Here is a 26,179-nt window from a genome sequence, read left to right as displayed (position 1 = left end):
TGATGAGGGGAGCGCCCTCGTCGGCTACGGAGACTCTGCGTGCGGGGGGAGTGTCCGCATCGCCTTGAATCTGGAAGGTGATGAACTGGGAGACCCAGACGTCGGTCGGCTGGTCACGGTTCATCGCCGGCTCGAAGCGCATCGCCGCGGCGACTTCCGCGGCGGCGGCGTCCAGGACGCCGCTGCCGCTGCTCGTCTTGAGCTCCGAGTTCCGGACCATGCCGGACGTGTCGACGTACAGCCACATCTCGACCCGCCCGCCTATTCCCGCTTCCTTCAGGTTCGTCGGGTAGGCCTGCACCAGTGCATCGGACACTTCCTCCGCGTTCTGAAGAACCGGCGGCCTGTCGTACGCGATGAAGGACGGGCGGTCTCCGCGCGTCATGGCGTCCTCGCTGGGCATCAGCGGGGGCACCCATTCACTGGCTTCGGAGGGCGGGGTCACGGTCGCGGCGGGCGGTTCCGGCGCGTTCATGCCACTCTCGGGCCCGGGGCAGCCGAGGACGAAGAGGACGGCGACCATGGCCAGCCCCGAAGCGCCCAGCGTTCGGAGCAGACGCATGTTGACGGGCGGCTCGGTCATGCGGCGCAGGCGCCGTTCCACGGCCGGCTTCCGTTCGGCGAAGGCGGCCGCGGCGAGCAGCGACCCGGAGACGCGGCTCCCGACGGTGATGAGGGCGTCCGCATAGTCTCGCCGCGATTCGCCACGCCCGAGCACGCGACGGTCGCAGTCGAACTCGATCGCGAGCCGCAGCCGGGACACTTGCCACCACACGACCGGGTTCCAGGGCATCAGGACGAGCGCGGTGACCGCCGCCGCGAAGAGCCGATGGTCGCCGGCGCGCTGATGCTCGCGCTCATGGAGGAAGACGAGGCGGAGCAGCCGGTCGTCGAGTTCTGGGATCCACCTTGGCATGACGACGACCGAGCGCCGGATCCCGACGACGGCCGGCCCCCGCGCGTCGGAGATCATGACCGGCGATCCCGCCACGCGGCCCGGCTTCCACGTCCGCATCTCCGACCGCAGCCGGCCGTAGATCCGCCCGAGATAGGCGACCATGGCGACGGCCAGGACCAACCAGCCCCACCCCAGCACCGTGCCGACCGCCGCCGCATCGAAAGCTCCACCGGCCGCCGCGGCCGTTGCGGGCGACCCCGGCGCCGCGGTTGCGACCGCCAGACCGCCCAGCCCGGCCGCCGGCGCGGCCGACGACACCCCGAAGCCGGGAAGGAGTCCGGGCGCGAAGAAGGCGACCACGGGCACCGTCACGGACCCGGCGATTGCCGCGAACCACGCCCCGCGCACGGGCTTCCGGAAGTGGCCGAGCGCCCGCTCCGAGGCCAGGGCCGCCAGGGCGAGGAGTCCTGAAATCAACAGGCAGTATCCGATCCAGGCGATGACCATGTCCCTACTCCTTCGAGCTGAGGCGTTCGTCCACGAGACCGCGCAGGTTCTCGAGGTCCTCCTTCGAGAGCGCCCGGTCCGAGACGAGGTGCGTGAGCAGCAGTTCGGGCGACCCCTGGAACATCTTCTGAACCAGTCGGCGCACCGCGCTCGCGCCGGCGCAGTCGCGCCCCACGAGCGTGTGATAGCGGTAGGCTTTCCCCTCCTGGGTGTGCCCCACGTACCCCTTCTCCTCCAGCGTCCGGAGGATCGTGAGCACGGTGGTGTAGGCCAACTCGTCGCCGAGGCGTTCCTGCACCTCCGCGACGGTCGAGTCTCCTCTCTCCCACAGCACCGCCATGAGGTCGAGTTCCCGGGTCGTGAACTTGATCTCCACGAGATTGATCCTTTCCCTCCCGAACCATCAGCTTCACCGGTCTCGGCCGGCCGTCATCGAAGCGCTGGCGGACCCACCGAGGCGTCGTTCCCGATTCAGCGTAAACGCGCCGGGGCGCCGCTGTCAACTAGGTACGTAGTAGCAACGTTCGAGGGGGTCCGATTCGGACGCGGGCGGGAAGGTCCGGATCACGCGTAGCGGGAAGCCGGTGTTACGCGCAGCGCCAGTTGTGTGCGAAGCGCACGAACCAGGAGGCTCCGGCCGACCGCAGGAAGCTGCGGGCCTCGCGCTGATCGCCGGGTCCGTTGGGCGGGGAATAGGTGCCGGCCAGCACTCTCAGCTTCTCCGCGCTCAGCCTGTCGATCTGAGCCGTGTGATCTGCGGCTTCGATGAGCTCGGCGACGGTTTCCCGGCGATCGCGAGTGCTCATCGCCGCGGCACGAAACCAGGTCACCAGGTAGAGGTCGTTCTCCCCGACGCCATCGGAACGGTCCCCCAACAACTCAAGGCAGGCCTCGACCTCGCGCTCATCGTCATCGGTCATGGCCAGGAGGCCGGTGAGTGCCCATGCCTGCGCCCCGAACGGATGTTGACCCGTATGCCCGGGACGCCGGAGTAACGGCTCCATGTAGTGGCGGCAACGAGGGTAGTCTCCCTTGAAGAAGAGGCACTGCGCCTGATTCAGCAGGGCGTAGGCCCGGGCTTCGGGCGGGGTTTCAAGCGCCTCGTCCATCTCGCGGGAGCGACCGAGTTCATCGAGCGCCCGCTCGAAGTTGCCGAGTTCGAGCAGGACCGCGCCCAGGTTGTTGAGGTTCGCGGACTCGTGCCGGTTCTCGTCGAGGGTCTCGGAGGTGTCTTCCAGCAACTGGAGGGCGTCGTGAAGACGCGCCCCGCGCATGGCCACCCAGAACTCTGCGGCGGTGGCGGCCCTGAGGCCCTCGTAGCCGAGCCGGCCGAGCCCGTGGCGGTAGGTTTCGAGAACGAGGCGAGCTTCCGCGAGACCGCTTCGACCTCCCACCCGATGGAAGAGGAGCCGAAATGCGTCGCACCAGACGCCCGCGTAGTCGGCGTCCTCCCGGACGATCCCGCGGAGATGCGCGCGGATCCTGTCGAAACCGGGCTTCGCGTTGTGCCGAGGCGCGGTGTCGGTCGCCTCGAGTACGGCCATCTGCAGGTTCAGCGCGCGGAGGAGCGCCGGTTCGGTCGCGTGCCTGTGGGCTTCCTCCAGATTCTGTCGGTGCAGCCCCGTCGTGAGTTGGTCTCCCGTCGCCAGGTCCGCCCGCGCCAGCGCCAGTTGGACGCGGCTCAGGTCGTTCCCGGTGTCCGCGACCGCGGCAATCTGGTGCAGCACGCTCATGGCCCGCCGAAACCGTCCCCGCTGAAACTCGGCCTCGGAGAGGAGGAAACCGGAGCGCAGGCGGTCGGCGCCGGCTGTGGCATGCTCGAACGCCAACGCCGCCGCCTGACCCGCTACCGGAGACCGGCCTCTCCGCAAAGCCTCCTGCGCCGCCTCGCAGGCCACGCTGAAGGCACGAGAGGATTCTCCGGCCGCGGCGAACTCGGAGGCGGCCGCCGCACGCGCGCCAAGACCTGCGTTCTCGAGGGTTCGGGCCGCTGCCAGGTGCACCTTCGTGCTCGCGTCCGGCCGCAGATTCCACGCGAGCACGGCGCCAGCGAGGGGGCGGCTCACCGTCCATTGGCCGGTCTCGGAGTGTAACCACCCCTTGGCCCGCAGCCCTTCAAGGGCATCCCGGCTCGAATGTCCGGCAACGATCGATTCGGCGTGTGCGCGCGCAGGGGGCGTGAGCAGCGCCAGCGTCGTCGCCAGTCGTTCCTCCGGGAGCGAGAGGATCTCCAGTTGATCGCCGACGAACGACCGAACTTCGGCAGACCGCTCGTAGGCCAACCGCCCGCCCGCTTCCCGGTCGCTCACGGTCGCTGGACTGAAGCCGTGACGCACCCACGCCCTGAGGATGGCCCGAGCCAAAGCCGGATTGCCTCCGGAGAGCTTCGCACTCTCGACCGCCTGGGGACGACTGCATGCCCTCTCGGTGGCCTGAAGCGACGCCGCGCAGGCGTCGGTGGTGAGTGGATCGAAGGGGATCGTGAAGTCGACGAGACGGGCGGCTTCGGCCCGCCGGGCCACGTCCGGGCTCGAGAAGCCGACCACCATTGCGCCCGAGACGTCGGCGGTCCGCATGACGTCATCGACGGCCGCCCAACCCTGAACGTCGGCGTTGATGACGATGAGACGGGTCTTTCCGGGGTATCGGCCCATCTCCGAGGCCAGTTTCTCTCGCGTCCCCGCCAGATCCGGGGACAGCCACTGCACCTGCCCTCCACCGCCGCGTACGAACCGGGCGAAGTGACGCACTACATCCTCCCGCCCGAGACCGCGCTCGCCGGCCAGGACCAACCGTACGGGCGCGGCGCGGGACGAACGGAGCGCGACGCTCAGTTGGCGGAACTCGCTTCCTCGATCCGACATCTGCGGTTCGTGGCGCTCGCGCACCACGGGCGGTGGGGCGTCGAGCTGGCTCCTGGCCCACTCCGCCGTTTCCGTCAGCGTGGCGGCGCTGGCGACCCAGCCGCACTTCTCGAGTGCCCGGTAGTAGGCAAGGGCGGAGGCGTAGTCGCCTTTCATGCATAACGCACGCATGAGGGTGCTGTGCGCTTGTTCGTCGAACTCGTTCTGCCTCACGAGCCGGAGCGCCGCCAGACACGCCTGGTCCCAGTCGCCTCTCTCCTCGGCCGCTTGCTGCACGTTCTTGAGCGCCATGGCGACCAGGACGCGACAACGCTCGCGTTCGCCGTCCAGCCAGCGCTCGAACTCGTCGGCTCCCAGGTCGAGCAGGCCGGGGGCGAAGTCTCCCCGGTACAGGTCGATGACGGTCTCGTGGTCCCCGGCCTGGAACGCTCGTTCGAACGCATCGAGTTCGTAGGTGACCCGCTGCGGCACAAGCCGGACCGTGTTGGCGTCCACGGCGATCACCGGACCGATCGACGACCGGATGTCGTAGAGCGCCTGGCTGAGCGAGTGTCGCGCCTTCCGGTCGCGACTGTCCCAGAGCAGGTCGGCGAGCGTCTCCCGCATGTGAACCGTTCCGGGGTGTGCCACGAGATAGAGCAGGAGCCCCATATGCTTCCGTGACCGCAGCGTGATCCTCGCCCCACGTGCGTCCGAGGCCGCGACCTCGCCGAAGCAGCGCAGCGTGAGCATGTTCCTCCTCCCCGCGGTGATGGACTCGGCGCCGGTGGTTCCGTCGCCTGGAAACGATCCTACGGGGAGGTATGTACTCGGTATCAACACGTTGTTATATAATAAGATACGGGCGCGCAGGCGAGTTCTTTGCGGCACACCGATCCCCCCCAAAATGAGGGGAGTGGATGGGAGTCTTACGGGACTGTGTCGAGCGCTTCCAGAATGGTTTCCTCGATCTCGTCCAGCAGGTCCGGCCAGTCGAGCGTGGTGGTCTTCGTCACCGTGATGAAGTTCTCGACGATGAGCAGGGCACGGACGCCGTCCACCTCGAACAGACGCGCGGCCAGCGGATCCTCGGCGGCGGACTCGGGATCGAAATAGCTGCGGCTCCCTTCGCCAGGAATGTCACGGTCAAGCACGAACTTCGCCGCGTGCGGGTTGGGAGTGCCCTCAACCGTGATCTGGATGTCGGAGTCTGTCATCGGGTCCGGAGTTGGCGGCCGTGGAACGATCCGTTTGAGTATCGGCGGGCTGGGCTCGCTCGCAAGGCCTCCTTGCCCGGACTTCCGCCCGCGGGCACGATGCGAACGCGGACTCTCCGACCTGGATGATCCATGATCGATCGCAGGCAACCCGGACTCGGCGTCGCCCTTCCGGCGGCGGCCGTGGCGGTCGTGGCGACCCTCGCGGGGGCTGCGGCGGCGGCGGCGCAGTCGGATCGCGCCCGCCGGGCGCCGGATCGCGTCCTCGCCTTCCCGGCCCCGGTGGGAGAGGAACGGCTGGACGTGGACCGCGGGGCCATGGGCGCCTGGTACCGCATCCGCAAGCTCGCCACGACCGCGAGCCTGCTCCACATCACCGCCCATCCCGACGACGAACATGCCGGCATGCTCACGCTGGCCAGCCGGGGGTGGGGTGCCCGGACGGCCCTCCTCAGCCTCAACCGCGGCGAGGCCGGGGCGAACGCGATCGGCCCGGAACTCTTTGACGCGCTAGGGCTGATCCGCACGCGCGAACTCGTCCTCTCAGGCCGCTACTACGGCCTGGACGACCTCTACTTCACGACGGCGGTCGACTACGGCTACTCGAAGTCGGTGGACGAAGCCTTCCGCAGTTGGGACCGGGAGGCGGTGCTGGAGGACATGGTCCGTGTCATCCGTCTCAACCGGCCGCTCGTTGTCGTGAGCCGCTTTCACGGGTCGGCGCGAGATGGGCACGGCCACCACCACGCGGCGGGGCTGCTGACGCCGGAAGCCGTGGCCGCGGCCGCGGACCCTACGCGCTTTCCGCGCCAGATATCCGAAGAGGGGCTCCGGCCCTGGCGGGTCCTCCGCACCTTCCGCGGAGGGGTTCGCGTCGACGAACCGTACGATGTGGAGGTGAACGCGACCGGGATGAGCCCGTGGCTCGGCGATACGTACCAGCGCTGGGCCAGCCGGGGGCTCGGCCTGCAGCGTTCCCAGACGGCTGGGCGCGTGCGGACGGGCGGCGGCCGCTATTTCTACGAGCACGTTGACGGCACCGGCACCGGCACCGGCACCGGCGGCGGGACGGGGACGGCGACCGGAATCGCGGGTTCGTTCTTCGCGGGACTCGACTCGACGCTGAGGGGACTCCCCGCGCTCCTGAGCGAGGCGTCCTCTCCCGAGGCGGACTCACTGCTCGCTGAACTGGACCGCCTCATCGGCGCCGTGGCGGAGGCGTTCGACTTCCGCGACCCGGGGCGTGCCGTTTCCGACCTGGCCCGCGGGCTGGGCTGGGTCCGCGCGTCGATCGCGGCGCTGCCGGACGCTCCGGAGACGCGGTTTCACCTCTCGCTGAAGGAACGACAGTTCGAGGAAGCCGTTTGGGCGGCGAGCGGGACCGTCGTGTCCGCGGAGCTTGCGGGCGGCCCAGGGGTCGGCGGCGAAGCCGTCCTGGCGCCGGGTCAAACGGCTGCGGTCCACCTCCGGGTCGAGTCGCCGGAGTCCGTGGAGAGCGGCGGGGTCACGGCCTGGATCGCGAGCCGCGGCGGCGAGATCCTGGCGCCGCCGAGCCGGATCGCCGTTCGGCCGGACGGCTCGACGGAGGCGATCGAGGTCCGGATGCCGGCCGCCGCGCCCGCCGCACCGTACTTCGGACGCGGGGACGTGTCGGAGAACCACTACCAGGTATCGGACTCGGCGGACCTGCATCTCCCGTGGCGGCGGCCGGCGCTGGCGGCGGGCGTCCAACTCGCCCTCGGCGGGCACGTCATCGCGCACACGGTTCCGGTGACGGCCTCCGTCGCGCGGTTGCCCTACGGCTCCGTGACGCGGCGAGTGGAGACGCTGCCGGTCCTTTCCGTTTCCCTGGCGCCGGGCGTGAGCATCGTGCCGGTCGGCGGCGACGGCGGTGCGGGGGGCGACGGCGGGTCGCCCGGGGAACCGGCCGCGGCGCCGATGGAGGTGCGAGCGCGGGTCGTGGCGAACGCGGGGCCCCTCTCCGCCACGGTTCGTCTCGAGCTACCGGAGGGGTGGACGACGATCCCCGGCACCCCCGGCATCGTGGAGCACGACTTCAGCAGTCCGGGCGAGGTCATGGACGCGGCGTTCGTGATCGCGCCTCCGGCCGGATGGCGAGGCGAGGCGGAGGTCACGGCTGTGGCCCGTGCGCGGGGAGTCGACTACCGCCGGGGATACCGGACCATCGAGCATCGGGACCTGCCGCTCGCGCGGCTCTGGCGCCCCGCCCGCATGCCGGTTCGGTCGGTTCCCGTCACCGATCTGGACGGCGTGCGGGTCGGCTACGTGATGGGCGTCGGCGATGAAGTGCCGGCCGGGATCGAGGCGCTCGGCGCCACGGTCGAACTGCTGGACGAAGCCGCCCTCGCGGAGCTGGATGCGGCCGCTGGCGCAGATTCCAGCGAAGAACCGGGGTTCCAGGCGATCGTCGTCGGCACCCGCGCCTACGCGGTGCGCGAGGACCTCGTCGAACACAACCGGCGTCTCCTGGATTACGCCCGCCGGGGCGGGCACCTCATCGTCCTCTACCAGACGCAGGAGTACGTGCCGTCGGAGATGGCGCCGTATCCGGCTTCCCTCCCGCGGGGAGCGGAAGAAGTGTCGGAGGAGGACGCGCCCGTCCGCCTGCTCCGGCCCGACCACCCCCTGATGACCGCGCCCAACCGCCTCACCGAAGCCGATTTCGACGGGTGGATCGAGCAGCGCGGCTCCAAGTTCTTCACCGAGTGGGATTCGGCGTACACGCCGCTGGTGGAGACGCACGACACCGGCCAGGCGCCGCAGGAGGGCGTCTGGCTCACCGCTCCGGTGGGCGAGGGACGCTTCACCTATCTCGCGCTCGCCCTCCACCGGCAACTGCCCTACGGAGTGCCGGGCGCCTACCGCATCCTCTCCAACGTCATTTCATGGCGCTGACCACGCTCGACTGGGTCGTCGTCTGCGTGTACGGCGCGATCGTCCTCGCCATCGGGTTCGGGTTCGCCCGGCGGGCGGGCGGCAGCGTCGAGGACTACTTCATCGCGGGGCGCTCGCTCCCCTGGTGGCTCGCGGGCACGTCCATCGCGGCCACGTGGTTCGCGACGGACGCCCCGCTCGCGACGGCCGCTCTCGTGCGCCGGCAGGGCGTGTACGGCAACTGGCTCTGGTGGTACGAGGCGGCCGGGATCCTCATGCTGACCTTCTTCTACGCGCGTCTGTGGCGGCGCGCGGGCGTCCTCACGGACGCCGAGGTCATCGAGATCCGCTACGGCGGGGCGCCGGCCCGGGCGCTGCGGGGCTTCTCCGCCGTCTACCAGGGCCTCCTCAAGAACGCCGTCGTCATGGGCTGGGTCATGCTGGCGATGGTGAAGTTCAGCCGCGTGCTCCTCGGCTGGGACCCCGCGGTGACCCTGGCCGTGTGCGTCGGACTCGCGCTGGCCTACACGGTCGCGTCGGGACTCTGGGGCGTCGTGGTCACCGATCTGCTCCAGTTCGTCGCCGGCATGCTCGGGGCGATCACCCTGGCGGGGATCGTACTCACGCGCTTCGGCGGTCCGGCGGCGATGGCGGACGCCGTGCGCGCCGTCCCGGAGGCCCCACCCGGCGCCCTCGATCTCGTGCCGTCCGCCGGGACCGCGTCCTCGCTCGAGATCGTCTCCTTCCTGTGCCTCATCGGCATCCTGTGGCTGAGGAGCGGGCAGGGCGACGGCTACGTGGCCCAGCGCCTGTTCGCGACGCGGGACGAGCGGCAGGCCGTGAAGGCCTCGCTGTGGTTCGCCTTCGCGGGCACCGTGCTCCTCACCTGGCCCTGGATCGTGGTGGGACTCGGGTCGCTCCTCGTCTTTCCGCCGACGGCCATGGATCCGGCGCTCGCCGCCGACCCCGAACTCGCCTATCCCATGATGATCCGGGAACTCATGCCGGCCGGGCTCAGGGGGCTGATGGTCGCCACCTTCCTGGCCGCGTTCATGAGCACGATGGACACGCACCTGTGCTGGGGGGCGTCGTACATGGTGAACGACATCTACCGCCGTTTTCTGAGGAAGGACCGCTCCGAGCGGCACTACGTCGCGGCGTCGCGGATCATGGTCGTGCTGCTCGCGGTGGTCGCCGCGGGCGTGGCCTGGCAGATGGATTCGATCCAGCGGGGGTGGATCTACATCATCGAACTCACGGCGGGGGTCGCGCTCGTCTGGCTCCTGCGCTGGTACTGGTGGCGGGTGAACGCGTGGGCCGAGATCGCGGCCATGGCCGGCTCGGTGCTCCTGGCCAACGGGCGCGTACTGGTGGGCGCGCTCGATCCCGTGCTGCCCGCCGCGGCGATCCGGGCCGCGGACGGCTTCTACGCGCCGGAGATGGACCTCATTCGGGCGGTCGTCATCCTCGTCGCCTGCACCGCGCTCTGGCTCGCCGTCGTGCTCGTCACCCGGCCCGAGTCGGACGAAGTGCTGGACCGCTTCTACCGGCGGGTACACCCCGGCGGCTGGTGGCGCCGCGTGGCGGAGCGCACCGGCGTCCGCTCCACCGACCCGCCGGCGAGCCGCATGTGGCCGGGCTTCCTGCTCGGCGCGCTCTTCGTCTACGCGAGCCTGCTCGGCATCGGATACGTGCTCACGGGCCGGGCCGGCGCGGGCGCGCTCCTGATCGTCGTGTCTCTTGCGGCGGGGGCCATCACGGTGCGGATCGCGCACGCGGACACCTCCCCCGCGTCCTCGGAGACTTCCGCGCCCTCGCGGACCTCGCCATGAACGACCCGCTCAGGATCGTCCTCGTCGGGGCGGGCAGCCGCGAGTTCGGCCCGGCCTCGATCCGTGACGTCCTCCTCAGCGATCCCCTGTGTGACCGTGACCTGAGCCTGGTCCTCGTCGACATCGACCCGTCGGAACTGCCCCGCACGCGGGTGTACGCGGAGGCGGTGGCGGAGCGGCTGGGCCGGAGCGTCGCCGTCTCCGCGACGACCGATCTCGAAACCGCCCTCCCCGGCGCGAGCGCGGTGGTCCTCGCCATCGAAATCAACCGCTACTTCTACTGGGCCCAGGACTTCCACGTCCCCCGCGCGTTCGGCTCCTCCCAGATCTACGGAGAGAACGGCGGGCCGGGCGGCCTCTTCCACGCCCTGCGCAACATGGGTCCGGCGGTCGAGTTGGCGCGGGCGATGGAGGTCCACTGCCCGGAGGCGTGGCTGATCAACTACACGAACCCGCTCACGAAGCTGTGCGAGGCCCAGAGCCGGCTCTCGTCGGTGCGCGTCGTCGGACTGTGCCACGGCGTCTTCCACGGGATGGAACAGATGGCGCGCCTCCTGGAACTGCCGGTCGAGCGCCTCGACGCCCGCGCCAGCGGGCTCAACCACTTCAGCTGGTTCGAGTCCGTGCGCGACCGCGAGACGGGCGAGGATCTCTACCCGACCCTGCGGCGCCGCGAGCGCGAGGCGCACTGGCTCCACGACTGGGACGAGATCGCGCTGAGCCGCATCCTGTTCCGGGTCTTCGGCCGCTACCCCAGCCCCGGGGCGAACCACATCGGCGAGTACCTGGGCTGGGCGCGGGAATTCCTCGGCAGCAGCCTCCTCCAGTTCTTCTACGACCCCGTGCACGGCACCCCGTGGGAAACGGGAGAGACCCCCACCTGGCTCTACAACCTCGGCGAGAACCCGACCGACGTGCCGGCGTTTCCCGAGTCCCCGCTCCCCCGGGTGCGGGACGACGGCGGCGACCGCGGCGGGGAGGACCAAGTCGGGGCGGGCGGGGAACTCACGTCGTCAGGAGATCTCGTTCCTTCCGGCGAACTGGCGGTCCCCCTGCTCGAGGGCGTGTTGTGCGGGATCGATACGCATCTCGATGCGGTGAACGTCCCCAACCAGGGTTACGTGCCCACCCTTCCCGACGGGGCCGTCGTCGAAGTCCCCGCCCGCGCCGACGCGAGCGGGCTCCATCCCGCCGCCATGGCGCCGCTGCCGGAAGGGATCCTCGGATTGCTCAGGACCCAGACATCGATCAACCGGCTCCTCGTCGACGCCTTCGCTGAGGGTTCTCGCGGGACGCTGCTGCAGGCGCTCCTGCTAGATCCGACGACAGACTCCTACCGCACGGCGGTCCACACGATCAACGAGATGTTCCGGCTCCAGGCGGGCGTGCTCCCCGAGATGGAGTGGTAGCGGGCGGGTTGTCGGGGTCGGTGCCTTCTACCAATTGTAGGATGTCCACGCGCCGCAGTCGGTCGCCGGGCACGCGAGTCGGACCCGGAACGGCGAGTCGTCGGAGCGGGGCGCCCGGTGCTGCTCGACGCAGCGCACCATGCGGGCCTCGCACCGGGGGCAGTCCGGTTCGCCGCCGGGACCGGCGTGCTTGCGGTCGCGCCGTTCGAGCGCCTGGCCTGCCTCGAAATCGAGAAGCGGCCCCTGCTGCGGGGTCGAGTGCGACGGATCATCCATGGCGAAACACGATATTCCGGCTGCGAGGGGGTCCGCCAGCGCGGCAGCGGCGGGGTCGGCCAGTCCGGCTGCCGCACGATCGGCCAGCCCCGGTGCCGCGGCCGCCGTAGCGGAGTCGGCGCTGCCGCTCGACGATCGGATCGACGAGTTGCGGGGCCAGTTTCCGATCCTTTCCCGCAAGACCTACCTCAACTCCAACTCCCTCGGCGCGCTCTCTCTCCGCTCCGTCGAGGAGCGCCGGCGCTTCGAGGATCTGTGGCACGAGATGGGTGCGGCCGCCTGGTATGAGATCTGGGTCGCCAAGCTCGAGGAGGTCCGGACGCAATTCGGACACACGATCGAGGCCGACGCCGACACGATCGCGCTCATGTCGAGCGTTTCGGCCGCGGTCTCCGTCGTGTGGGGAGCCATCGCGGCCAGTGTCCGGGGCACGGGCCGCAACAAGGTCGTCCTCACCGAACTCGACTTCCCTACCGTCGGGCACCACTTCCTGTCGCAGCGGGCGAACGGCCTCGAAGTCGAGATCGTGCCGAGTCCCGACGGGATTCACGTCCCCCTCGAATCGATCCGGGCCGCCGTGGACGAGCGCACCGCGCTGCTCGCGACGTCGCACGTCTTCTTCACGAGCGGCAACACGCAGGACGCGGCGGAACTCACGCGCATCGCGCACGGCGCCGGGTCGTTCATCCTTCTGGACGCATACCAGTCAAATGGACAACTGACGATCGACGCCGGGGCGCTGGGGGTGGACTTCCTCGTCGGCGGCGCGCTCAAGTGGCTGTGCGGCGGTCCGGGGATGGCATATCTCCATGTGAACCCAGGGGTTTGTGTCGATCCGGTCACGCTTTCCTGGTTCGGTGTTGAAAACCAGTTCCTTTTCAACATCCGCGACGCGACCCCTCGGGCGGACGCCAGGCGCTTCGAACTGGGGACGCCCGCCGCGGGCGTCGCCTACACAGCCGCGGGAGGCCTGTCGACCGTCCTCGAGTACGGGATCCAGGCGATTCAACACCGTAATCGGTTCCTGGCGAACGATTTGCGGGAGAGGCTGTCGGATCTCGGCTACAGGCTCCACCAGGCGTCGGATCCGGCGGCGCGATCCGCCCTCGTTCTCGTGGAGTACGACGGAGACGCAGCCGCCGCGGTACGGCATCTCGCCGCGCGCGACGTGGTTGTCGACCATCGCGGACCTCTCGTTCGATTCTCCCCCCACTTCTACAACACCCTCGAGGACAACGAACGCGCCGTGGCGGCGCTGGCCGAAACATAGCGGTAAAGCAGGATGGTAAAGTGGCATGGTCAGGATCGGCCATGCATGGCCCGTAGCTGAGAAGGGAGGACACCGATGGAAGACCTCACGCGGGCAGTAGAAGTGTTCGTGTCGATCAACCTCATCGTCCTGGGGGTCTCGTACCTCCTCCAGCCGGACGCCTGGAAGGCGTTCGTGGAGCACCTGCAATCGAAGGGTACGGCGGGCAGCCTGACGGTCGCGTTCCTCGCCATGACGATCGGATCCTTCATCGTCGCCTTCCACAACGTGTGGGGTGGCGTGCCGACGATCCTCACGGTCTACGGCTGGCTGGCGCTGGCGAAAGGCGCCTGCTACGCCCTGCTGCCCGGAGTCGCTCTGAAGGGGATGGAGACGGGACTCCGGATGGGCGCCGGTCTGTGGCGGGCCGGCGGCGTGTTGGTCGCGGCGATCGGTGTCGTCGTCCTTCAACACGCGCTGCAGGGGTGAGGAACGCCACGTAGGGATGAGAAACGCCCCGCAGGGGTGAGAAGCTCAGGCCACTAGCGTCGACACTAGGTCAGGGCGGCTCGCGCGGACATTGCGAGGGCGCCCGTTTCGTCGAGCGCCCTCAGGCCCACGACGTTGTCCGACCGCCGTCCCTGAAGGGCAATCGTCCGATCGACGAACATGGGTCGGTGGGCGCGGAAGGTCAGCGTTCGCAGCGGCCGCCCTGAACGCCGGACCGCGAGATCCGCCAGGAGCAGCGCCGTGAGCGGCCCGTGCACGACGAGGTCGGGATACATCTCCACATCGCGCGCGTAGTCCCGGTCGTAGTGGATGCGGTGCGCGTTGAAGGTGAGCGCCGAAAACCGGAACAGCATGGCGGCGTTCGGCGTCACGGACTCCGACCACTCCATCTCGTCCTTCGGGGCCGGGACCTCCGGCAGCACCAGCGGCTCGGTGGGCCGCTCGAGAAAGACCAGGTCCTGTTCCTCGACGATCTCCCCGTCGTGGCCCGAGATCCGGTGCTCGACCGTGACAAGGACGAGAGGCCCGCTTCGACCGGCCTTGGGCGTGACAGACACGACCGTCGAGCGACGGCGGAGCCCGTCCCCCACTCGGACGGTCCCTTCGAATTTCAGGCGGCCGCCGGCCCACATCCGGCGCGAGAACGGCAGCGCCGGCAGGAAATCGCCGCGTTTCTGGTGCCCGTCGACGTCGAGCTGGCTGCCCTGCGCCAGTTCCCGGCAGTACATCCAGTGGAACAGGGGCGGGAGCGGGTCTCCATCGCCCAGGGCCGACGGGTCCCGGTTCAGCGTGGCGAGCATGGCGCTCGCGAGCGTGGCGGAGGCCCGATCCTCGACCTCCTCGGTGCGCCCGACGCCGGGCGTCTCGCCCTCCATCTCCGATCCTCCCCGCTTCAGAACGATTTCGGGAGACCCAGGACGTGGGTCGCCACGTGAGACAGGATCAGATTCGTGGAGATCGGCGCGATCTGGTACAGCCGGGTCTCGCGAAACTTGCGTTCGATGTCGTACTCGGTGGAGAAGGCGAAGCCGCCGTAGGTCTGCATGCACATGTCGGCCGCGGCCCACGAGGCATCCGACGCGAGGTACTTGGCCATGTTCGCCTCGGCTCCGCACGGCGCCCCGTCATCGAACAGCGAAGCCGCCCGCTCGACCATGAGCGCCGCCGCCTCCGTCTTCATGTGGGCTTCGGCGATGGGGAACTGGATGCCCTGGTTCTGCCCGATCGGGCGCCCGAACACCTCGCGGCCCTTCGCGTATTCCGCGGCATGCTCCACGAAGAAGCGCGCGTCGCCCACGCACTCGGCCGCGATGAGCACGCGCTCGGCGTTCAGGCCATCGAGGATGTAGCGGAACCCTTCCCCCTCCTCGCCGATGAGGTTCGCCGCCGGCACGCGCAGCCCGTCGAAGAACACCTCGGTGGTGGAGTGGTTGATCATCGTTTCGATCGGCCGGATCGTGACGGACGCCCCGACTTCGTTTCGCAGGTCGACCAGGAAGACGGACATCCCGGCCGTGGGCTTCGCGCTCTCCTCGCGGGGCGTCGTGCGCGCGAGCAGGAGCATGAGATCGGAGTGTTCGGAGCGGGAGATCCACGTCTTCTGCCCGTGGATCACGTACGCGTCGCCGTCCCGCTCCGCGGTAGTCGCGATCCGGGTCGTGTCCGTGCCGCAGGTCGGCTCGCTCACCCCGAAGGCCTGCAGCCGCAACTCTCCCGCCGCGATTCGGGGCAGGTAGCGCCGCTTCTGCGCCTCGCTCCCGTGCCTGAGCAGGGTGCCCATGATGTACATCTGGGCGTGACAGGCGGCCCCGTTGCACCCGGTGCGCTGGATCATCTCGAGGATGACGCACGCCGCCTTGAGGTCGAGTCCGGCGCCCCCGTATTCCTCGGGAATGAGCGCCGCGAGATAGCCCGCCTCGGTCAGCGCCTCGATGAACGCGGTCGGGTAGGCGCTCTCGCGGTCCCGGTCCCGCCAGTATTCGCCCGGAAAGCGCTCGCACAGGCCGCGAACGCCCTCGCGGATCGCCTCGTAGCCGTCTTCGGAACTCGTGAACACGGGACGGAGGGTACACCGCGATGGCTCCGGGCGGAACGGGGCGGCATATTCTCCGCGGGAGGGAATGCGGGACGCGAATCGCCGGCCTGGATCGAGGTGGAGCGTTGAGCACAGTGGACGACCCGGACATGTCGCCGCAGCGCGACTCCGACGGCTCCGACGGCTCCGATTGGGGGGAGCAGGTCTTCCGATCGCTCCCGGGTCTCGGCATCCGTCACGTCGCCACGGTACCCGACGCCGGTCTGGGGAGGTTCCTCGAACTGTGCGAAGCGGACCCCGGGATCCGGCTCATCACGCTCACGACGGAAGAGGAGGGGATCGCTCTCGCCTGCGGAACGTGGCTTGGCGGCGAACTCGCGGCCGTCGCCATCCAGTCGAGCGGCGTCGGCAACATCGTGAACATGCTCGGACTCCCGAATGTGTGCCGGATTCCCTGCCTCCTCCTCGTGTCCATGCGCGGCGAAGCCGAGGAGCGGAACCCGTGGCAGGTCCCCGTGGGGCGCGCCGTGCACGACCTCCTCACCGCCCTCGGTGTGGACGTGTTCCGTCCGGAGTCCGCCTCCGGGGTGGCGGCAACATTTGCGGAGGCCGCCGTGCGGGCGCGGGATGCCGGACGTCCCGCCGCAGTGCTCGTCAGCCAGCGCATCATCGGCGCCAAGTCGTTCGTGGTCGGAGACTGATGCGGGGCGCCACGCTGGACCGGCGCGCGCTCGTCGCCGGGATCCTTGACCGACGCGGCGATGCGGCCGTGGTCGCGGGACTCGGTTCCCCGGCGTGGGATTGTCACGCGGCGGGCGACTCGCCGCTCAACTTCTACTTCTGGGGCGCGATGGGCGGGGCGGCGATGCTGGGGCTCGGCGTCGCCCTCGCGCGGCCGACGCGGCGGGTGCTCGTGGTCACCGGGGACGCCGAGATGCTGATGGGCGTGGGGAGCCTCGCCACGATCGCCGCCCAGGCCCCCTCCAACCTCGCCCTCCTCGTGCTCGACAACGAGGCTTTCGGCGAGACCGGACGCCAAGCGGGGCTCACGGGGAAGAACACGGACATCGCCGCGATCGCGCGCGGGGCCGGCATCCCGGCCTCCTTCACCGTCGGCGGTGAAACCGAGGCGACCTCGGCAGGAGTGGACGTCGACGCGCTGGCGGGAAGGCTGTTCGCGGAGGAAGGCCCGGTGCTGTGCGTCGCGAAAATCGCGCTCGGCGCGGAGCCGGACTCCTATCCGCCGCGGGACGGGGTCCTGCTCCAGGCCCGTTTTCGGGCCGCCCTCGCCGGCGACTGAGCGCGGCGCTTCACCGCTGTCGGCGCTGACGCGGGGGTCTGCGGCGGACGGCTACAGGAGGCCGGAAGGGTCGTAGCCCGCGCCGCGCAGGATGCGCTCCACCGCCTCGCCGAGCTTCGAGTTCGGCGTGGAGGCGCCCGCGGTGATGCCGATACTGATGTTCCCGTCCGGCAGCCAGGCGTCCTCCGTCACCGTCTCATCGGTTCCCAGCGGCTTGTGGGTGATGCGCCCGCGCACGGTATCGATGCAGGGGGCGTCCTCGATGTGGTACGTCGTCGTGTACAGGCTGCAGAGGTAGGCGAGCTGGTTCGTGTTCGAGGAATTGTAGCCTCCGATCACGACCATGAGGTCCGGCGGATCCTGCATCATGTCCTTCACGGCGTCCTGCCGCTTCTGGGTCGCCGAGCAGATCGTGTCGAAGCTGCGGAACCGGTCCGGCATCTCCTCCCCGCCCCAGCGGTCCGCGATCGCCTCGCCGAGTTTCGCCGCGATGGCCAGCGACTCGGAAGCCAGCATCGTCGTCTGGTTGGCGACGCCGATCTTCTCCAGGTGGAGGTCGGGATCGAACCCGTCGGACACGGACTCCGCGAACGTCTGCATGAAGGAAGCCCGCTCCCCTTCTCCGCGGATATACGAACAGACCATTTGAGCCTGCTCCATGTCGCGAACGACGAGGAACTTCCCGTCTTCGTGCTTGAGGACCTGCGAACTGGTCGCCCGCGTCTCCTCGTGCCAGTGCTTGCCGTGGATGACCGAGGTGAACCCCTCGCGAGCGTAGCCGTCCACCCGCTTCCAGACATTGAGTACCGAGCCGCACGTCGTGTCGACGAGAATGCAGTCGAGGGCCCGCAGCGCCTCGAAGTCGTGCAGCGTCACGCCGAAGGCCGGAATGATCACGACGTCGTCGACGGTGACGCCGCTGAAGTCGAACTCCCCGGCGTCGGAAGGATAGAGGAACTCGATCTCCATCTCCTGGAGCCGGCGGTTCACGTGCGGGTTATGGATGATTTCGCCCACGAGGAGGATCCGCCGATCCGGGAACTTGCGGCGCGACTCGTACGCGTAGTCCACGGCGCGGTCCACGCCGTAGCAGAAGCCGGAACTCTTCGCGAGACGCAGGAGGATCCGCCCCGCCTGCAACTCGTAGTCCCGCTCCCTGATGAGGGAGACGATGGCGCTCCCATACTCGAAATCGATCACCGGCTGGATCTCCTTCTTCAGACCCAGCCCGCGCCGATAATAACGTTCCTCCGCGGTCGACGTCTTGCGACCGCCCGGACTCAGCACCTGTTTCGCCATGCCCTAAAGATGGCAAGATCCCTCGCGGCTGCCAAGCAAGGGCCCGACGGCCGCCAAGCAAGCGCCGATGGCTGCCGTCTTGACGCACACCGCCCGCATCGGCAGACCTCTACAAGCGTCGTTGCGCCAAATCGGCGGACAGGGGGGGTACGGGGAGGGCAATCGGCGGGCCCGAAACCTGCACCGGAAGACGCGAATCCGGATGGCGCGCGCACGTCGCGCGAGGACATAGAGCTACGCAAGTATGAGCGAAGAAAACGAGATGAAGGTCGCCGCAGCGGAGAGCGCCGCAGCGGAGAGCGCCGAAGCCCCGGGCGCCGCCGAAGGGGCCGAAGAGACGGAAGCCGGGCGCCGGACCGAGTCCAAGCGCCTCCGGCTGCCTGTACTCCCCCTCCGGGGTACGGTCGTGTTCCCCGCCGTGGCGGCGCCGATCGCCGCGGGTCGGGACAAGACGATGAAGGCCATCGACCGGGCGATCGCAGGGGACAAACTGCTTTTCGCAGTCGCCCAACTCGATGCCGAAGTCGAGCGGCCGGACCCCGACCACCTGTACCGCATCGGGACCGTGTGCCGAATCGCGCAGATGCAGAAGGTGCCCGGTGGCATCCAGATGGTCATCCAGGGCGACACTCGTGCCGCCGCCCTCGAATACCACGAGCGCGACGGATACCTCGAGGTCGTTGCGCGCGAGATGGACGACATGGATCCGCTCGACGCCGAAGAGCGGGCCTTCGCGGCTCTCTACAAGGAGGTCAATGAGAGAGCCGCGGATGTCAGCCGCCTGCGCGGCGTCCCGAAGGAAATCGTCGATCACCTCCTGGGCGGGGTGTCAGCGCCCGGCGAGCTGGCCGACCTCGTCGCCTTCTACACCGAACTCGAGGTCGAGCAGAAGCAGGAACTTCTCGAGACCCTCGCTGTCGAGGCGCGGCTGCGCTCGCTTCTCGTGCATCTGCAGAAGCAGATCGGTCTGCTCGAGGCGCAGGAGGAGATCCGCGAGCAGGTGCAGGAGGAGTTGGGGGAGCGGCAGCGCGAGATCTTCCTGCGCGAGCAGATGAAGGCGATCCAGAAGGAGCTGGGCGAGGACATCGACTCCCAGGAGGCGAACGACCTCCGCGAGCGCATCGAGGCGCTCGAGTTGCCGGAGGAGGCGCGCCAGGAGGTCGACCGCGAGCTCCGGCGTCTCGAGCGCATCCCGCGCGAGTCGGCGGAGGCTCAGGTCGTGCGGACGTACCTGGAGATCGTCGCGGACCTCCCGTGGTCCGAGACGACCGAGGAGCAACTGGACATTGCCCGCGCCGAAGAGATCCTGGAGCGGGACCACTACGGGCTTCAAGACGTCAAGGACCGCGTCCTCGACTTCCTCGCGGTCCGGAAGCTCCAGGAAGAAACGCGGGTTCGCGAAGCCGCGGAATCGGGGGCCGACGACGCGCAGGCCGACGAGGCGCAGGCCGACGAGGCGGACGGCGACGGCACGGAGACCGAGGCGTCGGGGAACGGCGACGCGACGGGCGAGCCGGATGCGACGGCCCCCGACGGCTCCGGGGGGAACGAGGAAGAAGCGGAGGACACGGAGACCGACCCGGTACCGGGGTACGAGGACGACCGCGCGGGGGAGACGCTGCTCTTCGTCGGACCGCCAGGCGTGGGCAAGACCTCCATCGCCCGTTCGATCGCCGACGCCATGGGCCGCAAGTACGTCCGCGTGTCGCTGGGCGGGGCGCGCGACGAGGCGGACATCCGCGGACACCGGCGTACGTACGTGGGCGCGATGGCCGGACGCATCATCGAGGGGCTGAAACGGGCGGGTACAAAGAACCCCGTGTTCCTCCTCGATGAGATCGACAAGCTGGGCGTGTCCTTCCAGGGCGACCCCTCGGCCGCGCTGATGGAGGTGCTCGACCCCGCGCAGAACGAGGCGTTCGTCGACCATTACCTCGGGGTGCCCTTCGATCTCTCCGAGGTGCTGTTCATCGCCACGGCGAACGTCTTCGAGCAGATCCCGGGACCCCTGCGGGACCGGATGGAGGCGATCGAGTTCCGCGGCTACACGGAAGCCGAGAAGCTCGAGATCGCGCGCCGCTTCCTCCTGCCCCGGCAGAAGCGACGGAACGGCCTGCTCCCCGAGCAGGTCGAGGTCGATGAGGGCGCGATCCGCGCGATCATCACCCGCTACACCCGCGAGGCCGGCGTGCGGCAACTCGAACGCGAACTCGGTTCCGTCTGCCGGAAGTCCGCGCGGAAGATCGCGACGGGGTCCTCGGAAGCGGCGGTGGGCGCGGACGACCTGCGTGAACTGCTGGGCCGGCCGAAGGTGCATGCCGCCGAAAAGATGGAGGATGACGCGGTCGGCGTTGCGACGGGCATGTTCTACACGCCCGTGGGCGGTGACATCATGCTCGTCGAGACCCGGGTGCTGAAGGGCAAGGAGGGGCTCGTCCTCACCGGACAGCTCGGCGACGTCATGAAGGAGAGCGCGCAGGCCGCCCTCACCTTCGCGCGCAGCCATGCGAACGGGCTCGATCTCACGGAGGAGCGGCTACGGGATCACGAGATTCACATTCACGTCCCGGCCGGGGCCATCCCCAAGGAAGGACCGTCGGCGGGCATCGCCATGGCGGTGGCGCTTGTGAGCGCCCTGGGCGACCACCCGGTGCGGCACGACGTCGCGATGACGGGCGAGATCACGCTCTCCGGGCGCGTGCTCCCGATCGGCGGCGTGAAGGAGAAGGTGCTCGGCGCCGCCCGCGCGGGGATCGGCGAGATCATCCTGCCGGCGGTCAACGAGGGCGACCTCGAGGACCTCCCGGATCACGTGTGCGAGCAGCTGGACTTCCACCTCGTGGAGACGCTCGACGAAGCGCTCGCCGCGGCGCTGGCCAACGGTTCGCTCAAGGAGGGGGCGCTCGCCTTCTCGGAGAGCGGGACGGCCGGGAACTGAGGCGAGAGACCCCTCAGGCGGGTGACCGTGACTGCTGGGACGACGCGGCGTAGCGCAGGAGATCCCCGATCGCGTCGAGCATGATGTGGGGGCGTTCGATCACCAGTTCCCGCTCCGAGAACGGACCCCACAGCGCGGCGATCGTCGTCACGCCGGCCGCGTGGCCCGCCCGCATGTCCCATACGGAGTCCCCCACGTAGGCGGCGGTTTCGGCAGGGGCTTCCAGGCGTTCCAGCGCCAGCCGGATGGGGGCCGGGTCGGGCTTGTGCGGCACGGGCTCATCGGACGTGACGATCACGTCGAAAAGCGCCTGGTCCAGCGCGCACGCCGCCAGGCTCCGGGCCGTTCCGGCGCTCGCCTTGCTCGTGACCACGCCGAGCCGGACCCCCTCCTCGCGTAACCGGACGACCGTCTCGCGGACGCCCGGAAACGAGCGGATGAGCCGTTCGTGTTCCCGGAAGTTGTGGTCGATGTAGGTCTCGACCATGGCCTGTACTTCCTCGGCCGAATCCACGAGATAGCCGAGTTGGGTCCGCAGCGGCTGGCCCAGGGTGCTCAGCCACACCTCGTCCGGCGGGGGGTCCTCGAAGTGGGCCTTCATCGTATGGCGCCACGATGCCGCGATGAGGTCGGTCGAGTCCACGAGGGTCCCGTCGAGATCGAACAGGATCGTTTCCAGCGGCGTTGGGCGAACCATGGCAGCGAGGGTGCCCCGGGCCGGGCGTAGCGTCAACCCCCCGCCTTGCCGATAATCGGGCCATGAACGAGAGGAAAACGGGCGGAGCGGGGAAGATCCGCAAGATCGCGATCAACACCGGCGGAGGGGACGCACCGGGGCTGAACGCTGTCATTCGCGCCATCGTGTTGAGCGCCCGCCGCCGCGGCTGGAGCGTGGTGGGCATCGAGAACGGCTACGGGGGGCTGCTGCCGGATGATCCCGGGCAGGTGATTCCGCTGGGGAGCGATGAAGTGCGGGGGATCACGCACCGTGGCGGGACGATTCTGGGGACGACCAACCGCTCGGACCCGTTCGCGTGGCCCGTGCGCCTGCCGGACGGCTCGATCGAGCGGCGCGACCGATCCGGTGAGGTCATCGAGAGCCTCCGGCAGCATGGCATCGACGCGTTGATCGCGATCGGCGGGGACGGCAGTCTCCACCTCGCGCACCGGCTGTCGAAGCGGGGGCTCCCGGTGGTCGGCGTGCCGAAGACGATCGACAACGACCTGTGCGGAACCAGCCTCACGTTCGGGTTTCTCACGGCGGTGGCGACGGCGACCGACGCAATCGGGAAGCTTCACTCCACGGCGGAGAGCCACCGCCGCGTCATGGTGGTGGAAGTCATGGGACGGGACGCCGGATGGATCGCGCTCTACAGCGGGCTGGCCGGCTCGGCCGACGTCATCCTCATCCCCGAGATTCCCTTCGACATCGAAAGGGTGTGCGACAAGATCCGGGAGCGTGAAGCGGCGGGGCGGGAGTTCAGCATCGTCTGCGTGGCGGAGGGCGCCAAGCCCGCCGGAGGGGAGATGGTGACGAAGACCGTCCACGGCGGCGGGGACGACCAGGAGCGGCTGGGCGGCCTGGGCGACATGGTGGCGCGCGAGATCGCACGGCGCACGGGGAAGGAGACGCGGTCGCTGACGCTGGGCCACCTGCAGCGCGGCGGCACGCCGACCTCCTACGACCGCGTCATGTCGCTGCGCTTCGGCGCCGCCGCCGTGCGGTGCGTGGCCCGCGGCCGATTCGGGACGATGGTCGCGCTCGATCCGCCGCTCGTACGCGCGATCCCGCTCGCCGAGGCGCTCGCCAACCCCAAGCTGGTGCCCGTGGACGGCGACATCGTGATGACGGCCCAGGCGATCGGGGTCAGCCTCGGCGACTGACCCCGAACTCGGGCCGCTGCTGTTTCGGGGCGGTCAGCCGGTGGCGGCGGCGTAACGGGCGGCCACTGCGGCCCAGTCGACCACGTCCCAGAACGCGGCGAGGTAGTCCGCGCGGCGGTTCTGGTAGTTCAGGTAGTACGCGTGTTCCCACACGTCCACGCCCAGGAGCGGCGTGTCTCCCTGCATCAGCGGGCTGTCCTGGTTCGCGGTGGAGTACACGGAGAGTTCGCCGCCGTCCCCGGCCACGAGCCACGCCCAGCCGCTGCCGAAGCGGGTGAGCCCCGCCTGCTGGAACGCCGCCTTGAAGTCGTCGAAGGAACCGCAGGCGCCATCGATGGCGGCCGCGAGGTCGCCCGACGGACTCCCGCCCCCGTCCGGAGACATCGCAGTCCAGAACAGCGAATGGTTCGAGTGTCCGCCGCCGTGGTTCCGCACCGCTCCGCGGATCGACTCGGGCACGTCTGCGATGCCGCGCAGGAGCGCCTCCAGGGAGAGGCCCGCGAGGTCGTCGTGACCTTCGAGCGCGCCGTTCAGCATGTTCACGTACACCTGGTGATGCTTGCCGTGGTGGATCTCCATCGTGCGCGCGTCGATCGTCGGTTCGAGCGCGTCGTGGGCGTACGGCAGGTCGGGCAAGGCGTGCATCCTACCTCCTCGGAATCAAGAGCCCCCGGCCGGGGGCCGTAGTGACGAATGCCGGATTCTTGAACGCTTCGCCAAGGTATGCGCGCGGTGGGGACCGTGACCAGCCGCTTCCGCCTCCCGCGTGCACCCGTGTGCTCCCGTGTGCCGTGACCCGCTTCGCGCTTGCCTCGTCTTTCTCCTGTCCAATCGCTTCAACCATGAGGAGAGCTTCAACCATGAGGGGAGGGATCGCGGTGGCGGGAAGATGTCGTGCCCTGGCGGTGGGGCTGCTCGTACTGACGGCCGCGGGTTGTGCGGAGGAACGGGGCATCGTCGGACCGCCGCTGCCCGATCCCCCCTTCGATCCCGAGTTGGCGGCGAACTCCATCTACTCGCTTCGGTTCGCCGCGGACAACGCGATCGTGGCGCAGGTGCGGACGATCGCCGAGGTGCTCGGGCTGTCCGAACCCCGGGCGAATCGGGTGGCCCACGCGCAGCTCCGGGGCGCCTCCGATCGGCTCGATCTTCTCCGCGCTCTCGAGCCGCGTTCGCTCGAACGCGCGGTGGCGAACGTCGCGGCGAGCCGTGCATCGGGCGGGAAGACGCCGCTCTTCCCCATCAACTTTCTCGGCAAGGAGTTCATCTTCGACGCGTCCATCGACGCGTACGTGGAGTACGGGGACGGCGGCCCCGAAAACGGAGTCCGGTTCGAGCTGTACGTGGTGGACCTTTCGTCCGGCCTTCCAGCGCTTCCGCTGCGGCCGTTCGGGTTCGTGGATCTCACGGACGAGAGCGACGCGGTGTCCGCGCGGCTGCGGATGCGGGCCTTCGATACGAGCGGCGGCGGGACCTCGCGGATCGCCGACTACCTCGTGGACGGCGCCTTCGCATCCGACGCGAACGGAGTGTCGGTGAGCCTGCTCGCCGAGGGCTTCGCGGAAGACCAGAACGGGCGCTTCGACTTCGAACTCGACGAGTTGCTGGAGTTCGATGACGCGGCCGGCATGACGTATGTCACGTCCACGCACCGCGTGCTCTCGGCCGAGGGGACGGAGGTACGATTGCGGGTCGGTGGCGGTCTGTCGGCGGACGGATCGCACGCGGATCTCCGCTTCCGCATGGACCTCGATGGCTCGGCCGGGCGGACGCTCGTGGACCTCGCCGTCGTGAACGGGGCGCAGGAGGGCGAGATCCGCCAGGCGGGGCGCGTGGAGGCGCTCGTCGAGGGCACCGTGGACGCACCCGTCTTCATCGATGCTGCGGGTCGGGGATTCACCAACACGGAACTCGCGGCGCTCGACGAGATCCTGTTCGGCATCGACGACGTGCTGGCGTTCGCCGGTGAGGCCTACGTCCCCCTCGCCGATCTCTTTGCCTACTAGCCGTCCGTGGCAAACCCCCGCTGCGTTCGGGGCGTCAGGCGGCGGCGATTTCGTTGAGGGCGCGGCGGACGAGGACGGGGATCATGGCGCGGCGCCATTCCGGATCGACCGTGATGTTGGAGAGCGGGTGACACTGGCGGAACGCCTGCTCGGCCACGGCCTCGATCACGCCGGGACCGAGACGGTTCCCCATGGCGGCATCCTCGACTTTGCCCACGTGGCGGGGATAGGCGCCCATCGCTGAGACGACGAGGCGAAAGTCGGACACGCGGCCGTCGTCGTCGCGCCCGACGCGCACCGCTAGGTTGGCCAGCGGGAAATCGATCGCGGCGCGCGGCCGGAGTTTCTGAAACGCAACCTGCGTACCCGCGGGCGGCCGCGGAACCCGGATCGCGACGACGAGTTCGCTTCTCCCGATGGATCGGTTCCAGATTCCGTCGGATGTGAAGAATTGCCGTATCGGTACGTCGCGCGTCCCGTCCTCGTCCGCGACCTCGAGGATCGCATCGAGCACCGCGAGCACGGGCGGAGTGTCCGCCGAGTGCGCCGCGACGCAGCGGGTGCCGCCCTTCACGACGTGGCAGAGGTCGCCGTCCTTCTTCAGACAGTAGCCGAGCGCCTTCCGCCAGAACTTCGTCTGGTTGTAGTAGGCGCACCGCGTATCGAGGCAGACGTTGCCGCCGATGGTGCCCACGCGCCGTAGCTGCGGACCCGACACGAGTTCGGCGGCGCGCGCCAAGCTCGGGATCCGCGCGAGGATGTCAGGGTGGGTCGCGACCGAAGTCAGCGTCTCGGCCGCCCCGATGCGGATTTCCTCCTCGCTGGAGGCGATCCCGTGCATCTCCCGGACCCGGCTGAGGGCGACGAGGTGGCCGGGCGTGAATAGCCCGTGCTTCATGTTGGGGACGAGATCGGTCCCGCCGGCGATGGGCATCGCATCGTCACCATGGACGGCGAGCAACGACAGCGCCTCGTCGAGCGCATGCGGCATGTGGTATTCGTACGGATGAAGCCTGAGCATGTCCGGCAACCTAGTGTCGTGTCCCGGACGCGACACTAACCTGTGGGCCGGATCGCGTTC

Annotated in this window: 20 protein-coding genes and 2 pseudogenes; 11 read left to right on the top strand and 11 right to left on the bottom strand. The window is 69.3% G+C overall.

The features are described from left to right. The 4 genes from OXN85_00290 to OXN85_00275 form a co-directional block, all read right to left on the bottom strand. On the bottom strand, window positions 1-1,405 hold a 1,405-nt coding region (locus OXN85_00290), incomplete at its 3' end, for a M56 family metallopeptidase (GenBank protein MCY3598398.1). Window positions 1,406-1,409: 4 nt separating this feature from the next. Then, window positions 1,410-1,781, bottom strand: a complete 372-nt coding sequence (locus tag OXN85_00285; protein ID MCY3598397.1) for a BlaI/MecI/CopY family transcriptional regulator — start codon at window positions 1,779-1,781, stop codon at window positions 1,410-1,412. 211 nt (window positions 1,782-1,992) lie between these two features. After that, the gene (locus tag OXN85_00280) at window positions 1,993-5,001 is read right to left on the bottom strand and encodes a BTAD domain-containing putative transcriptional regulator (GenBank protein ID MCY3598396.1); all 3,009 of its coding nucleotides are present in this window, start codon (window positions 4,999-5,001) and stop codon (window positions 1,993-1,995) included. A 176-nt stretch (window positions 5,002-5,177) separates the two neighbouring features. Continuing rightward, window positions 5,178-5,465, bottom strand: coding sequence for a NifU N-terminal domain-containing protein (locus OXN85_00275; GenBank protein ID MCY3598395.1), 288 nt, complete (start codon window positions 5,463-5,465; stop codon window positions 5,178-5,180). Window positions 5,466-5,597: 132 nt separating this feature from the next. Between OXN85_00275 and OXN85_00270 the strand changes: the two genes are divergently transcribed. The 3 genes from OXN85_00270 to OXN85_00260 are packed head-to-tail and all read left to right on the top strand — an operon-like array spanning window position 5,598 to window position 11,601. Further along, window positions 5,598-8,381 carry a PIG-L family deacetylase gene (locus OXN85_00270; protein MCY3598394.1) on the top strand — a complete coding sequence of 928 codons (2,784 nt, stop codon included), beginning with the start codon at window positions 5,598-5,600 and terminating at the stop codon, window positions 8,379-8,381. After that, window positions 8,372-10,192 carry a Na+:solute symporter gene (locus OXN85_00265; GenBank protein ID MCY3598393.1) on the top strand — a complete coding sequence of 607 codons (1,821 nt, stop codon included), beginning with the start codon at window positions 8,372-8,374 and terminating at the stop codon, window positions 10,190-10,192. The genes OXN85_00270 and OXN85_00265 overlap by 10 nt, the downstream gene beginning before the upstream one ends. Next, window positions 10,189-11,601, top strand: a complete 1,413-nt coding sequence (locus tag OXN85_00260; protein ID MCY3598392.1) for an alpha-galactosidase — start codon at window positions 10,189-10,191, stop codon at window positions 11,599-11,601. The genes OXN85_00265 and OXN85_00260 overlap by 4 nt, the downstream gene beginning before the upstream one ends. A 27-nt stretch (window positions 11,602-11,628) precedes the next feature. Here the strand turns inward: OXN85_00260 and OXN85_00255 are convergent, their stop codons facing one another. After that, a complete protein-coding gene (locus OXN85_00255) occupies window positions 11,629-11,877 on the bottom strand; it encodes a hypothetical protein (protein MCY3598391.1) in 249 nt (82 codons plus the stop codon). On the opposite strand from OXN85_00255, the gene OXN85_00250 reads away from it, so the two are divergent. Next, complete coding sequence (locus OXN85_00250; GenBank protein MCY3598390.1) at window positions 11,876-13,147, top strand: aminotransferase class V-fold PLP-dependent enzyme; 1,272 nt, start codon at window positions 11,876-11,878, stop codon at window positions 13,145-13,147. The two genes, OXN85_00255 and OXN85_00250, sit on opposite strands and share 2 nt — an antisense overlap. Window positions 13,148-13,222: 75 nt before the next feature. Continuing rightward, the gene (locus OXN85_00245) at window positions 13,223-13,615 is read left to right on the top strand and encodes a hypothetical protein (GenBank protein MCY3598389.1); all 393 of its coding nucleotides are present in this window, start codon (window positions 13,223-13,225) and stop codon (window positions 13,613-13,615) included. Between the two features lie 65 nt (window positions 13,616-13,680). On the opposite strand, the gene OXN85_00240 is transcribed toward OXN85_00245, so the two are convergent. Further along, complete coding sequence (locus OXN85_00240) at window positions 13,681-14,511, bottom strand: MaoC family dehydratase N-terminal domain-containing protein (protein MCY3598388.1); 831 nt, start codon at window positions 14,509-14,511, stop codon at window positions 13,681-13,683. A gap of 17 nt (window positions 14,512-14,528) precedes the next feature. Further along, window positions 14,529-15,692, bottom strand: a complete 1,164-nt coding sequence (locus tag OXN85_00235; GenBank protein MCY3598387.1) for an acyl-CoA/acyl-ACP dehydrogenase — start codon at window positions 15,690-15,692, stop codon at window positions 14,529-14,531. A 113-nt stretch (window positions 15,693-15,805) separates the two neighbouring features. Between OXN85_00235 and OXN85_00230 the strand changes: the two genes are divergently transcribed. Next, entirely contained in the window at window positions 15,806-16,372 is a 567-nt protein-coding gene (locus tag OXN85_00230; GenBank protein MCY3598386.1) for a thiamine pyrophosphate-binding protein, read from the top strand. Continuing rightward, window positions 16,372-16,971, top strand: coding sequence for a thiamine pyrophosphate-dependent enzyme (locus OXN85_00225; protein MCY3598385.1), 600 nt, complete (start codon window positions 16,372-16,374; stop codon window positions 16,969-16,971). Before OXN85_00230 ends, OXN85_00225 begins: the two co-directional genes overlap by 1 nt. A gap of 51 nt (window positions 16,972-17,022) precedes the next feature. Here OXN85_00225 and OXN85_00220 read toward each other — a convergent pair whose 3' ends face one another. Beyond that, window positions 17,023-18,258, bottom strand: coding sequence for a 4-hydroxy-3-methylbut-2-enyl diphosphate reductase (locus OXN85_00220; GenBank protein MCY3598384.1), 1,236 nt, complete (start codon window positions 18,256-18,258; stop codon window positions 17,023-17,025). A 274-nt stretch (window positions 18,259-18,532) separates the two neighbouring features. On the opposite strand from OXN85_00220, the pseudogene OXN85_00215 reads away from it, so the two are divergent. After that, a pseudogene (locus OXN85_00215) lies at window positions 18,533-19,213 on the top strand (LON peptidase substrate-binding domain-containing protein). 675 nt (window positions 19,214-19,888) lie between these two features. Continuing rightward, window positions 19,889-21,163: pseudogene (gene lon / locus OXN85_00210) on the top strand (endopeptidase La). Window positions 21,164-21,221: 58 nt separating this feature from the next. Here lon and OXN85_00205 read toward each other — a convergent pair. Then, on the bottom strand, window positions 21,222-21,905 hold the full coding sequence (locus OXN85_00205) for an HAD-IA family hydrolase (GenBank protein MCY3598383.1): 684 nt from the start codon (window positions 21,903-21,905) through the stop codon (window positions 21,222-21,224). 62 nt (window positions 21,906-21,967) lie between these two features. On the opposite strand from OXN85_00205, the gene OXN85_00200 reads away from it, so the two are divergent. Continuing rightward, a complete protein-coding gene (locus OXN85_00200) occupies window positions 21,968-23,092 on the top strand; it encodes an ATP-dependent 6-phosphofructokinase (protein ID MCY3598382.1) in 1,125 nt (374 codons plus the stop codon). A 33-nt stretch (window positions 23,093-23,125) separates the two neighbouring features. On the opposite strand, the gene OXN85_00195 is transcribed toward OXN85_00200, so the two are convergent. After that, the gene (locus OXN85_00195; protein MCY3598381.1) at window positions 23,126-23,737 is read right to left on the bottom strand and encodes a superoxide dismutase; all 612 of its coding nucleotides are present in this window, start codon (window positions 23,735-23,737) and stop codon (window positions 23,126-23,128) included. 215 nt (window positions 23,738-23,952) lie between these two features. Here OXN85_00195 and OXN85_00190 point away from each other — a divergent pair, with 215 nt between their 5' ends. Beyond that, the gene (locus tag OXN85_00190; protein MCY3598380.1) at window positions 23,953-25,098 is read left to right on the top strand and encodes a hypothetical protein; all 1,146 of its coding nucleotides are present in this window, start codon (window positions 23,953-23,955) and stop codon (window positions 25,096-25,098) included. A 34-nt stretch (window positions 25,099-25,132) separates the two neighbouring features. Here the strand turns inward: OXN85_00190 and OXN85_00185 are convergent. Further along, on the bottom strand, window positions 25,133-26,179 hold a 1,047-nt coding region (locus OXN85_00185; GenBank protein MCY3598379.1), incomplete at its 5' end, for an FAD binding domain-containing protein.

It is taken from the genome of Candidatus Palauibacter australiensis, assembly GCA_026705295.1.
Classification (GTDB): Bacteria; Gemmatimonadota; Gemmatimonadetes; order Palauibacterales; family Palauibacteraceae; genus Palauibacter; species Palauibacter australiensis.
Note: the sequence above shows the minus strand (reverse complement) of the source record. Positions and strands in the feature narration are given on the sequence as shown.